The sequence below is a fragment of the Flavobacterium sharifuzzamanii genome (genome assembly GCF_003254585.1).
GTDB lineage: Bacteria > Bacteroidota > Bacteroidia > Flavobacteriales > Flavobacteriaceae > Flavobacterium > Flavobacterium sharifuzzamanii.
In genome coordinates, this window is record NZ_QJGZ01000036.1 from 147,429 (window position 1) to 159,956 (window position 12,528).

A 12,528-nucleotide genomic window follows, 5' to 3' on the forward strand; every position below is an offset into this window, starting at 1 on the left:
AGGTTTAATGAGAAGGGTTTAAATTTGAAGACCCGCATAAAATAAATAGAAACAAACAGATGAAAGCAGGAATTGTAGGATTACCAAATGTTGGAAAATCAACATTATTTAATTGTTTATCTAATGCAAAAGCGCAGAGTGCAAACTTTCCGTTTTGTACAATCGAGCCAAATATTGGTGTTGTAAACGTTCCAGATCCAAGAATCAACAAATTGGAAGAATTGGTAAAACCAGAACGCGTTCAAATGGCAACTGTAGATATCGTTGATATTGCAGGTTTAGTAAAGGGAGCAAGTAAAGGTGAAGGTCTTGGAAACCAGTTTTTAGGAAACATTAGAGAGTGTAATGCTATCATTCACGTTTTGCGTTGTTTTGACAATGATAATATTGTACACGTTGACGGAAACGTAAATCCAATTCGTGATAAAGAAACTATCGATATCGAATTGCAGTTAAAAGATTTAGAAACAATCGAAAAACGTTTAGAGAAAGTAAAACGTGCTGCAAAAACAGGAAATAAAGAGGCTCAAACAGAAGAAGCTTTATTAAACAGAATTAGAGAAGCCTTATTGCAAGCAAAGTCTGCAAGAACAATCGTTCCTCAAAATAATGACGAAGAAGTTCTTATGGAAAGTTTCCAATTAATTACTGCAAAACCAGTTTTATACGTTTGTAACGTTGACGAAAGTTCAGCTGTAAACGGAAATAAATATGTGGATCAAGTTCGTGAATTAGTAAAAGATGAAGAAGCTGAAGTTATTGTACTTTCAGTAGGAGCAGAGGCTGATATCACAGAATTAGAAAGCTACGAAGAGCGTCAAGTTTTTCTTGAAGATATGGGATTAGAAGAGCCAGGAGCATCAGTTTTAATTCGTGCCGCTTACAAATTATTAAAACAGCAAACTTACTTTACAGCTGGTGTAAAAGAGGTTCGCGCTTGGACAATCAATATTGGAGCAACTGCACCACAAGCAGCAGGAGTTATCCATACCGACTTTGAAAAAGGATTTATCCGTGCAGAGGTAATATCATACGACGATTACGTTCAGTACGGTTCTGAGGCAAAAGCAAAAGAAGCTGGAAAATTCAGAGTGGAAGGAAAAGAATATATCGTGAAAGATGGTGATGTAATGCATTTCCGTTTTAACGTTTAATTTTTTTTCTTGAGATAAAAGAGTAAAGAAGAAAGATAATAGATTAAAACTGCTGGAGAGATTCAGCAGTTTTTTTGTGCTTTAAAATATACAGTCACAAAGTTTGTCATCCTGAGGAACGAAGGATCGCAAACGAAACTCTACAAAGATTGGCGACTTAGATTACGGAAATTCGAGTGTGATCCTTCGTTCCTCAGGATGACAAAAAAAGACAAAAAAAAGAGAATAAAAAATCCGTTTAAATCCGCGCTTTCGCGAAAGCGAATCTGTAAAATCCGCGTCCCATTTTAGCAACTGAAAATTTTTGGCTTAAAAATTGGTTACAGAAAAATTAACCAATTACTAATCTAAAATCAACCAATCAAAATGCTAAAAAAATCATTCAAAATTTTAGGCTGGACACTTTTCGGAATCTTTAGTTTTCTAGCTCTTTACATTTCATCTGTTTTGATTATTTCTAGAATTACAGTCAATTCAGATATTGCAAAAGTAGAAGAGCGAGATGCCGTTCCCATTTATATTCTTTCAAACGGAGTGCATACCGATATTGTGGTTCCGATAAAAAATGAAATCAAAGACTGGCGAAACGAAATTCAGTTTAATCAAACCCAATCAAAGGATTCTTTAATGAATTATATTGCTTTTGGCTGGGGAGATAAAGGTTTTTATCTTGAAACACCAGAATGGTCAGATTTAAAAGCAAGTACAGCTTTCAAAGCAGCATTCGGAATCAGTTCATCTGCTGTGCATGCGACGTTTTTCAATCAATTAAGAGAAGGAGATGACTGCAAACGCATTTTGATTTCAAGAGAAAACTATCAAAACTTAGTCAATTATATCTCTAATAGTTTTAGCGATCCAATTCATCCACAATGGATTGAAGGTCATAGCTATGGAAAGAAAGATGCTTTCTATGAAGCTAAAGGAAGTTACAGTCTTTTTTATACTTGTAATACTTGGGCAAATAATGCTCTAAAAGCAGCCAACCAAAAAGCAAGTTTATGGACAGTTTATGATAAAGGGATTTTTTGTCATTATAAATAATTTGCGACATGAAAAAGCTGATTTTAATTTTAGCAATATTATCATTTGTTATTTCCTGTAAAAAAGCAGACGCACCTGTAGAATTTGGAGGTTTGGCATTTTTATTTGAAAGCCCTCAGCCAATTAATGATTCTGAGTTAAGTAGCTTTCCTTCTAAATTTAACGGTACATATATGAGTTCAGATTCTACTTTTTTAAGAATTGATGATAATGGGATTTTTCAAGATTACTTTTTTAAATTTAGAGTTCATCGGCAAAAATTAGATTCTTTAAAATCGGAATATGATCTTATTGATGGAAGATTAATTACTAAGGATAAAAAAGAAAAATTTGATATACTTAAAAAAGGAGACTCGATTGAATTGTCTCAAAGAGATACAGATACATTATTCAGATTGTCATATAATCAGAAATTAAAACGCATTAACGGGCAGTTGGTTTTAAGTACAAGAGATTCTATTTTTTGGAAAATAAAAACGATTACATTAGAAAAGGATATTCTTAGAATTAAAAATATTTATCTGCCACAAGATTTAAGGAAATTAGATTCGGTGACTACTATAAAAGCAAAAATGCTCGATTCACTTTCTTATTTGATAAAACCAACAAGAAAAGAATTTAAAAATGTTCTAAAAATTAAAGAGTTAGGTTATGATCAAGTATATAAAAAAGTATCAAGCCAAAACATGGTAAAAATGTAAAATCTTGCTAAAATCCAAGAAGTCAAAAATTTTCATTAATGCTTAAATTTGAGTGAATATCAAAAAATAAGCAAATGAAAAATCATAATATCTTTTCAAAAACTTGGTATTTATTAAAAACAACATTTTTAGAATTCAACGATGACAATGCTATAAAATTAAGCGCAGCGTTATCTTATTATACCATTTTTGCTTTGCCTCCTTTGTTGATTATTATAATTACCATTTGTGGCTTCTTTTTTGGGGAAGAGGCAGTCACAGGTCAGTTATACGGTCAGATAAATCGATTGGTCGGGAATAATGCTGCTGTACAGATTCAGGAGGCAATCAAAAATGTTCAATTATCAGACAGTAATGTTTTTGTAACTGTTTTTGGAGTTGTGATGCTTTTAATTGGTGCATCTGGAGTTTTTGCCGAAATTCAGAGTTCAATCAATTATATTTGGGGACTTCGTGCAAAACCAAATAAAGGATTGAAAAAATTTATTCAAAACAGATTGATGTCTTTTTCTATGATTGTTTCAGTTGGATTTTTAATGCTGGTCAGTTTAATAGTCAATGCTACACTTGACGTTTTAAATGCACGTTTAAAGCTCTATTTTCCAGACACAACAGTTTACTTTTTTTATGTGGTTAATTTGGTGATTGTTTTTGCCAGTATTACATTGCTTTTTGCTATTATATTCCGAACTTTACCAGACGGTATTATAAGATGGAAAGATGCTTTTATAGGAGCTTCTTGCACAGCAATTTTATTTATGATAGGTAAATTTGCAATTGGATTGTACTTGGGAAATTCAACTGTTGCAAGTGTTTATGGTGCAGCAGGTTCTGTAATTATAATTTTGGTTTGGGTATATTATTCGGCCATTATTTTATATTTTGGAGCAGAATTTACTAAAGTCTATGCAAAAGCTTTCGGCGGAAGTATTTCACCAAATGATTATTCTGTAGAAATACAAAAAGAGATTTTTGAGATAGAATCCTAAACCTAAATATAGAACAACAAATACCACAATTATGAAAATAGTAGCCTTTGGAGGAAGCAATAGTAAGCAATCAATCAACAAACGTTTTGCGACCTATGCATCAAGCTTGTTTGAAAATGTAGATGTAGAAGTTTTAGATTTGAACGATTTTGCAATGCCGGTTTTTAGCGTAGATCTAGAAAAAGAAATTGGTCAGCATGAAGTGGCGCAAGCATTCTTGAATAAACTTAAAGAAGCTGATATTCTGGTGGTTTCAATGGCAGAAAATAACGGAAATTATTCTGTTGCTTTCAAAAATGTTTTCGATTGGAGTTCTAGAATCGAAAAAGACGTTTTCCAACATAAACCAATGTTATTATTAGCAACTTCTCCAGGCGGTAGAGGAGGCGCATCTGTTTTAGGAATTGCGCAGAATCTTTTCCCTCGTTATGGTGCGGAAATTAAAGGAAGTTTCTCATTACCAGCATTTGGCTCGAATTTTGATTTGCAAGAAAATAAAATCTCTAATTCTGAATTAGATCAAGAACTGAAAGATATTATTAAATCAAATTTTTAAATGCCACAAAAAAAGATTGCCCTTATTTTCCTTTTATTAAATAGTATTTTCATCAATTTCACTTTTGCTCAAAAGATCAGTGAAGTCGATAAAATAGTTGCAAAATACCCAAAAAGCTTTGATAGCACCGAAAAATTAGCCGACAGAATCGAAAAAGATTTTGATTCGGATTATGATCGTGCGCGTGCTATTTACAGCTGGATTGCTTTCAATATAAGATACGATTATAATGCGTATTTGAATCCACCGAGAACACAAGGTTTCAGCTATTCTTCTGAAGCTGAAAAACAGCGAAAAATAAAACAACTGAATGATAACCTGATACAGAAAGCTTTTAAATCTAAAAAAGCGGTTTGCGAAGGTTTTACGGCTTTGTATCAGCATTTGGCATCTTTAATGGGAATTAAATGCGAAATCGTTCGTGGCGATTCTAAGATTTCAGTGAGAGATATTGGTCGAAAAAACACTTCTTCTAATCATGCTTGGAATATGGTTTTGATCGATAAAAAATGGCGTCTGCTAGATGTGACATGGGGACAAGGCTATTATGACAGCAGTAAAGGCAGAATGGTCAATGATTTTAATCCGGCTTATTTTGACACAGATCCAGATTATTTCTTTGCGAAGCATTTTCCAGATTCAGGTTCTTATTTGGGAAACAGATTAAGTAAAGAAGATTTTTTGAATGGACCTTTAATTTACAATACTACAATCGAAAAAGATTATAAAATTAAATCACCTGATTCTGGAATAATTGAGGCGAGAAATGGCGATAAGATTACAGTTGAAATCAAAAATCTATCAAAATCTAATCAGGTTTTTTATTTGAATAAATACAATAAAGCAGTTAAAGTTCAAAATCCAAAAGAAAAACGAGGGGGATTAGAATTCCAAATAGGCATTGATAACAATATCGGAGATTATATTACTGTTTTTGTGGATGGTAATAGTGTTGTTTCGTTTAAAGTTGTTTCTAAATAAAAAAGATTATTCCATTTTTTCCATTTCTAAATCCTAATAAGCATAATGTTAATAAAGAAAACTGTTTTCGCATTCCTTTTAAATCTTATTTTTATAAGTTCATCTTATTCACAGCAGTATAGTGCTATTGATAGTATTGTTTTAAAATATCCTGATTTTGGAAGTACTGAAAAATTAGCAGAAAGAATTAAAAATGATTTTACAACAGAACATGATAAAGCAAGAGCGATTTATAGCTGGATTGCATTAAATATAGAATATGATTTGGAGACATTTTTGGATCCTCCTAAACCAAAAGAAATTTCAAAAAGTGATTCTGATTGGGCAAAGCAATTACAGTTGCAAAATGCAAAAACGACACAAAAAGCGTTTCGATCAAGAAAGGCAGTTTGCGAGGGATTTTCTCAGTTATATCAACATTTAGCCTTGTTGACGGGATTAAAATGTCAGGTAATACATGGTGATGCTAAAGTTGAGTTGACAGATATAGGGAGAAGGAATTATATTTTAAAACATGCTTGGAATTCGGTTCAGGTTGATGGAAAGTGGATTTTAGTTGATGTTACATGGGGACAGGGAAGTTATGATTCTCGTCGAAAAATAGTAGTCAAAAAATTTACTCCAATCTATTTTGACATGGATCCAAAGTATTTTAATGCTAAACATTATGCAGAGAGTGCAATGTATAAAGGGAATACTGGAAATAAAGCAGAGTTTTTGAATGGTCCTCTTATATACAATGATTTTATAGAAGAAAACTGCGAAGTTTTAATGCCTTTTTCTGGAGTAGTTAATGCAAATGATGGTGACGAAATTACTTTTAAAATTAAAAATCTTACTAGAATAGACGACTTATACTATCTAGGTAAGAAAGATGAAAAAATAAAGGTGAAAAATTCAAAAGTAGAAGATGGGGTAATGGAGTTTCAACTTACTTATGAGAAAAAACTGGGACGTTTTATTGAATTTTATCTTTTTGGAAAATCTTTTGCCGCTTTTAAGGTAATTCCGAAGTAAAGCTTATAAAGCTTTATTCGATTGAATTTTTTCGTTTTGGCGAAATTGCCGTATCTTAGCAAGAATGATCCGAATTTGAACACTATGGAAGCGACTTTTCTGAAATCAATCTTAGATAATGATTTCTACAAATTTACAATGCAGCATGCTGTAATTAAACTTTTTCCAAAAGCAAAAGTTCGTTATGGATTTATAAACCGCGGGAAACATATTTTTCCTGAAGGTTTTGCAGATTTACTTCGAAATTCTGTTGATGCAATGGCAGATTTACGTTTAACAAAGGAAGAAAAGAATTATCTCGCTCATTATTGTCCTTATCTCGATCCCACTTATTTAGATTTTCTACAAGGATATAGTTTTGATCCGTCTGAAGTTCAGATTAGTCAAGAAGGTTCGGAAATAACAGTAACAGTTGAAGGTTTTTGGTATAGAACCATTTTATGGGAAGTGCCTTTAATGGCTTTAATTTCGGAACTTTTTTACAAAGCAAATCATTTAATTCGTTTAAACGATGAGGCTGTAAAAAATCTTACGAAAGAAAAAATAGAGAATTACAATAAACTTGGTGTTTCTATTTTAGAGTTTGGTACAAGACGTCGCCACTCTTATGATGTGCAGAATCTTGTAAATGAAACTTTGCGTACTTATGGCGGACAGAGCTTTATTGGTACAAGCAATGTGCATTTTGCGATGATGAATAACAGAAGACCTTTAGGTACGCACGCTCATGAATGGTTTATGTTTCATGCGGCGCAATATGGCTTTAAAATGGCAAATTCTATTAGTCTGGAACATTGGACACAAGTTTATAGCGGAGATCTCGGAATCGCTTTAACTGATACATATACTACAGAAATATTTTTCAATCAGTTTGATAAAAAATATTCAAAACTTTTTGATGGTGTTAGACATGATAGCGGTGATCCAATTGAGTTTGCTCAAAAAGTGATTTCACATTACATCAAAATGGGAATTGATCCAAAATCAAAAGCCATTGTTTTTTCAGATTCGCTCAATTATGATAAAGTAAAAAAGATTGTCGATTTCTGTCAGGACAAAATAAAAATGTCATTTGGAATTGGAACAAACTTTACCAACGATGTAGGTCTTCCTGCAATGAATATGGTAATTAAACTAACAGATACAAAGCCCGATAATTTGCATTGGCAAGGTGTTGTGAAACTGTCTGATGAAAAGAACAAAAATACGGGAACGCCCGAAATGATTGCTTTGGCAAAAGAAGTTCTTGGAATAAAATAGTGTTTTTTTGCCGAAAATGCATTTTTTTATAACTTCGATACTCGTTTTATTTTAAAATCAGCTTAAATAGATTTTAAACTGTTATTATTCATAACAAAAAGAAAATACGCTTTCATTTTTTGTTAAGAAATGGTACATTAGCAAAAAATCCTAAAATCATATATGCTAGAGCAAAATCAATATACCGAAGATAATATTCGTTCGCTTGATTGGAAAGAACATATCCGTATGCGTCCTGGAATGTATATCGGAAAGCTTGGAGACGGTTCTTCTCCAGATGATGGTATTTACATTCTTCTAAAAGAGGTTTTAGATAACTGTATCGATGAGTTCGTAATGGGCTCAGGAAAAACTATTGAGGTAAGTATCAAAGAAAAAACGGTTACCGTTCGTGATTACGGGCGTGGTATTCCGTTAGGGAAGGTGGTCGATGTAGTGTCGAAGATGAACACGGGAGGAAAATACGATTCTAAAGCTTTCCAGAAATCAGTTGGTTTAAATGGTGTCGGAACAAAAGCGGTTAATGCGCTTTCTACTTTTTTTCGTGTAGAATCGGTTCGAGATGATAAACAAAAAGGAGCAGAGTTCTCTGCAGGAAATTTAGTTTTAGAAGAAGATATAATCGATACTACAAAACGTAAAGGAACAAAAGTAACTTTTACGCCAGACGAAACGATTTTCAAAAACTATAAATTCCGTTTAGAATACGTTATCAAAATGGTTAAAAACTATTGTTACTTAAACAATGGTTTGACGATTATTTTCAATGGAGAAAAATACTATTCAGAAAATGGACTTCGTGATTTATTAGAGGAAACTATTAATGAAGAGGATTTAGAATACCCAATTATTCATTTGAAAGATCACGATATTGAGGTTGCGCTGACACACAGTAAAACGCAGTATAGCGAAGAATATCACTCTTTCGTAAACGGTCAGAATACGACACAGGGAGGAACGCACTTAGCGGCTTACCGTGAAGCGGTTGTAAAAACAATTCGTGAGTTTTACAATAAGAATTTCGATGCATCTGATGTTCGAAAATCGATTGTGAGTGCGATTAGTATTAAAGTGATGGAGCCGGTTTTTGAGTCTCAGACCAAAACAAAATTGGGTTCTACCGATATGGGTTCTGACGACGGAACACCAGCAGTTTCTGTTCGTACTTTCGTTAACGATTTTATCAAAACGAAACTAGATAATTATCTGCATAAAAACCCGCCGACAGCGGAAGCTTTATTGCGTAAAATTCTTCAAGCAGAACGCGAAAGAAAAGAATTGTCAGGAATTAGAAAACTGGCGACAGATCGTGCTAAAAAAGCCAATCTTCACAATAAAAAATTAAGAGATTGCCGTGCGCATCTTCCAGATACTAAAAACCCTAGAAACTTAGAAAGCACGCTTTTTATTACCGAGGGAGATTCGGCTTCTGGATCGATTACAAAGTCGCGTGACGTAAATACACAAGCGGTTTTCAGTTTACGTGGTAAACCTCTGAATTCATACGGAATGTCTAAAAAGATTGTGTATGAAAACGAAGAATTCAACTTATTGCAAGCAGCGCTTGATATCGAAGACGGATTAGAAAAGCTACGTTACAACAATATCGTAATCGCAACCGATGCCGATGTCGACGGAATGCACATTCGTTTATTGTTGATTACTTTCTTTTTACAGTTTTTTCCAGAGTTAATTAAAGAAGGACATTTGTACATTTTACAAACACCACTTTTCAGGGTTCGAAACAAAAAAGAAACGATTTATTGTTATTCTGAAGAAGAAAGAAAAGACGCGATTGAAAAGCTGAAACCAAAGCCAGAAATCACCCGATTTAAAGGTTTGGGAGAGATTTCGCCAGATGAGTTCAAGAACTTTATTGGAGATACAATTCGCCTTGATCCTGTTATGATGGATAAACATACTTCAATTGAACAATTGTTATCTTTCTATATGGGTAAAAATACGCCAGATAGACAAGAGTTTATTATCAAGAACTTGAAGGTTGAGATTGATGAGCTTGAGGAAGCTTAAAATTAAAGAAGAAGAATTTTTTAGTAGTTATACTGAACAAAATATATGAAAGACGAAGAAGACGATAACATAATTCCAAACGACGACGAGAATAATCAAGATGAAAACCTGATGGATGACAATCAGGATGGAGATGACGATGAGATTATCGACGTAGATGCGAAGCATTTTGAAGGACAGCATTTTTACGAAAATCAGGAAGAAGAAGGCGAAGACGTTATTACCAAAGTAACCGGAATGTACAAAGACTGGTTCCTGGATTATGCTTCGTACGTAATTCTGGAGCGTGCAGTTCCTGCTATCGAGGACGGATTCAAGCCTGTTCAGCGTCGTATTATGCACTCTTTAAAAGAGCTGGATGATGGTCGTTATAATAAAGTTGCCAATGTTGTTGGTCACACCATGCAGTATCACCCACACGGAGATGCAAGTATTGGTGACGCAATGGTGCAAATTGGTCAAAAAGATTTATTGATTGACTGCCAAGGAAACTGGGGAAATATTTTAACTGGTGATGGTGCAGCAGCACCCCGTTATATTGAGGCACGTTTATCTAAATTTGCTTTAGAGGTTTTATATTCTCCAAAAATTACAGAATGGGGACTATCGTATGACGGTAGAAAGGCTGAGCCAATTAACCTTCCAGTAAAATTTCCATTGCTTTTAGCACAAGGAGCTGAAGGTATTGCGGTTGGACTTTCTACAAAAGTGCTTCCTCATAACTTCAACGAATTAATTGATGCTTCGATTAAAATCTTAAAAGGAAAGCCGTTTACGCTTTATCCTGATTTTATGACGCAGGGTATTGCCGACGTTTCGAACTATAACGACGGAATGCGTGGCGGACGTGTACGTGTGCGTGCTAAAATTTCGCAGTTAGACAAAAATACATTGGTGATTACGCAGATTCCGTTTTCGACCAATACATCGAGTTTAATTGATAGTATTTTGAAAGCCAATGAAAAAGGTAAAATCAAAATCAAGAAAATTGAAGACAATACTGCAGCCGATGTTGAGATTTTGATTCATCTTTTCCCAGGTGTTTCGCCAGATAAAACAATTGATGCATTGTTTGCCTTTACAGCTTGCGAAACTTCTGTTGCGCCTCTAGGTTGTGTTATTGAAGATAATAAGCCGTTGTTTATCGGAGTTTCACAAATGTTGAAAATTTCAACTGAAAGAACAGTTGATTTACTAAAGCAAGAGCTTGAAATTCAGCTTGAAGAATTAAAGAATAAGTGGCATTTCTCTACTTTAGAAAAAATCTTCATTCGTGAAGAAATGTATATTGACTTCAAATTATACGGAGACAGAGAATCACTTTACAAATATTTATACGATCGTTTTGAGCCTTTCAAGAAATCATTCGTTAGAGAAATCAATGACGATGATTTACAGCGTTTGACTCAAATCCCAATGATTCGTATTACACGTTTCGACTCTGATAAAGCCGATGAATTGATTTCAAGGTTAGAAGAAGAAATGAAAGAGGTAGAATACAATTTGGAGCATCTTACAGATTTTGCAATTGCTTACTTTACCAAATTAAAAGAGAAATACGGAAAAGGACGCGAACGTCAGACAGAACTTCGTGTTTTTGATAACGTTGAGGCAACAAAAGTAGTTTTAAGAAACACAAAACTTTACGTAAACCGTGAAGAAGGTTTTGTTGGAACAAGTTTAAAGAAAGACGAATACGTTGGTGATTGTTCTGATATTGATGATGTTATCGTGTTTTTACGAGACGGAACCTTAATGATTACAAAAGTCGATGCCAAAACTTTTATCGGAAAAGACATTATACATGCTGCCGTTTTTGATAAAAATGATAAACGCACCATTTATAATATGATGTACCGTGATGGTAAATCAGGGCCGTCTTATATCAAACGTTTCAATGTTACCGGTGTTACGCGTGATAAAGCTTACGATTTGACAAATGGGACAAATGGTTCGCAAGTAGTTTATTTCTCGCATAATCCAAATGGAGAAGCTGAGGTTGTAACTATTTTATTGCGTCAGGTTGGAACAATTAAAAAACTGAAATTCGATATTGATTTTGCTAAACTCGCAATTAAGGGCCGTGGTTCTAAAGGAAATTTAGTGACCAAATACCCAATCAAAAAAATCGAATTAAAAGAAAAAGGAATTTCAACTTTATTGCCAAGAAAGGTATGGTTTGACGATACTGTAAAACGTTTAAATGTTGATGCAAGAGGAGAGTTATTAGGAGAGTTTAAACCAACAGATAAAATCTTAGTAATTAATCAGTCTGGTAAATTAAAAGTGCTCATTCCAGAATTATCTACGCATTTTGACGAAGATATGATCGTGTTGGAGAAATGGAAACCTAAAAAACCAATTTCTGCAATTTATTATGATGGAGAAAAAGAGCGTTACTTCTTGAAACGTTTTCTGGTTGAAAATGAAGGAAAAGAAGAAAGTTTCATTACAGACCATCCGAATTCGCAATTGGAAATCGTTTCGACAGATTATCGTCCTGTAGCGCAATTGGTTTTTGCAAAAGTAAAAGGAGTTCAAAAAGATGATTTACATATAGATGTAGAAGACTTTATAGCTGTAAAAGGTTTCAAAGCTCTGGGGAATCAATTGACAACTGATAAATTAAGACAAGTAAATCTATTAGAACCGCTTCCTTATGATGAGCCAGTTGAAGAAGTTCCTGAAAAACCGGAAATTCCAGAAGATGATGCTGTAGAGACAGAATTAGATGATGATGGCCAGATTGGTTTGGTTTTAGAATAAAAAAAGGAAACGCTAAGATTTAATTCTTA

Annotated in this window: 10 protein-coding genes; all 10 read left to right on the forward strand. The window is 33.8% G+C overall.

What is annotated here, in order from left to right:
• The first annotated feature begins 59 nt into the window (after positions 1–59).
• The 10 genes from ychF (at position 60) to DMA14_RS07330 (ending at position 12,499) form a co-directional block, all read left to right on the forward strand.
• Entirely contained in the window at positions 60–1,154 is a 1,095-nt protein-coding gene (gene ychF, locus DMA14_RS07285; protein ID WP_111424099.1) for a redox-regulated ATPase YchF, read from the forward strand.
• Positions 1,155–1,520: 366 nt separating this feature from the next.
• On the forward strand, positions 1,521–2,198 hold the full coding sequence (locus tag DMA14_RS07290) for a TIGR02117 family protein (RefSeq protein ID WP_111424100.1): 678 nt from the start codon (positions 1,521–1,523) through the stop codon (positions 2,196–2,198).
• Positions 2,199–2,206: 8 nt separating this feature from the next.
• On the forward strand, positions 2,207–2,899 hold the full coding sequence (locus tag DMA14_RS07295) for a hypothetical protein (RefSeq protein WP_111424101.1): 693 nt from the start codon (positions 2,207–2,209) through the stop codon (positions 2,897–2,899).
• Between the two features lie 74 nt (positions 2,900–2,973).
• Positions 2,974–3,888, forward strand: a complete 915-nt coding sequence (locus tag DMA14_RS07300) for a YihY/virulence factor BrkB family protein (RefSeq protein ID WP_111424102.1) — start codon at positions 2,974–2,976, stop codon at positions 3,886–3,888.
• A gap of 31 nt (positions 3,889–3,919) precedes the next feature.
• Positions 3,920–4,444 carry an NADPH-dependent FMN reductase gene (locus tag DMA14_RS07305; RefSeq protein WP_111424103.1) on the forward strand — a complete coding sequence of 175 codons (525 nt, stop codon included), beginning with the start codon at positions 3,920–3,922 and terminating at the stop codon, positions 4,442–4,444.
• Positions 4,445–5,425 carry a transglutaminase domain-containing protein gene (locus DMA14_RS07310; protein ID WP_111424104.1) on the forward strand — a complete coding sequence of 327 codons (981 nt, stop codon included), beginning with the start codon at positions 4,445–4,447 and terminating at the stop codon, positions 5,423–5,425.
• 45 nt (positions 5,426–5,470) lie between these two features.
• Positions 5,471–6,442 carry a transglutaminase domain-containing protein gene (locus DMA14_RS07315; RefSeq protein ID WP_111424105.1) on the forward strand — a complete coding sequence of 324 codons (972 nt, stop codon included), beginning with the start codon at positions 5,471–5,473 and terminating at the stop codon, positions 6,440–6,442.
• An 84-nt stretch (positions 6,443–6,526) separates the two neighbouring features.
• Positions 6,527–7,702 (forward strand): nicotinate phosphoribosyltransferase, encoded by a 1,176-nt coding sequence (pncB, locus tag DMA14_RS07320; RefSeq protein WP_111424106.1) that lies wholly within the window; start codon positions 6,527–6,529, stop codon positions 7,700–7,702.
• Positions 7,703–7,864: 162 nt separating this feature from the next.
• Positions 7,865–9,733 carry a DNA topoisomerase IV subunit B gene (locus DMA14_RS07325; RefSeq protein WP_111424107.1) on the forward strand — a complete coding sequence of 623 codons (1,869 nt, stop codon included), beginning with the start codon at positions 7,865–7,867 and terminating at the stop codon, positions 9,731–9,733.
• Between the two features lie 45 nt (positions 9,734–9,778).
• Positions 9,779–12,499 (forward strand): DNA gyrase/topoisomerase IV subunit A, encoded by a 2,721-nt coding sequence (locus DMA14_RS07330; RefSeq protein ID WP_111424108.1) that lies wholly within the window; start codon positions 9,779–9,781, stop codon positions 12,497–12,499.
• Positions 12,500–12,528: the final 29 nt, after the last annotated feature.

Coding starts and splice junctions, on each gene's coding strand:
- ychF (WP_111424099.1), top strand. CDS start 60: ATGAAAGCAGGAATTGTAGGATTACCAAATGTTGGAAAATCAACATTA.
- DMA14_RS07290 (WP_111424100.1), top strand. CDS start 1,521: ATGCTAAAAAAATCATTCAAAATTTTAGGCTGGACACTTTTCGGAATC.
- DMA14_RS07295 (WP_111424101.1), top strand. CDS start 2,207: ATGAAAAAGCTGATTTTAATTTTAGCAATATTATCATTTGTTATTTCC.
- DMA14_RS07300 (WP_111424102.1), top strand. CDS start 2,974: ATGAAAAATCATAATATCTTTTCAAAAACTTGGTATTTATTAAAAACA.
- DMA14_RS07305 (WP_111424103.1), top strand. CDS start 3,920: ATGAAAATAGTAGCCTTTGGAGGAAGCAATAGTAAGCAATCAATCAAC.
- DMA14_RS07310 (WP_111424104.1), top strand. CDS start 4,445: ATGCCACAAAAAAAGATTGCCCTTATTTTCCTTTTATTAAATAGTATT.
- DMA14_RS07315 (WP_111424105.1), top strand. CDS start 5,471: ATGTTAATAAAGAAAACTGTTTTCGCATTCCTTTTAAATCTTATTTTT.
- pncB (WP_111424106.1), top strand. CDS start 6,527: ATGGAAGCGACTTTTCTGAAATCAATCTTAGATAATGATTTCTACAAA.
- DMA14_RS07325 (WP_111424107.1), top strand. CDS start 7,865: ATGCTAGAGCAAAATCAATATACCGAAGATAATATTCGTTCGCTTGAT.
- DMA14_RS07330 (WP_111424108.1), top strand. CDS start 9,779: ATGAAAGACGAAGAAGACGATAACATAATTCCAAACGACGACGAGAAT.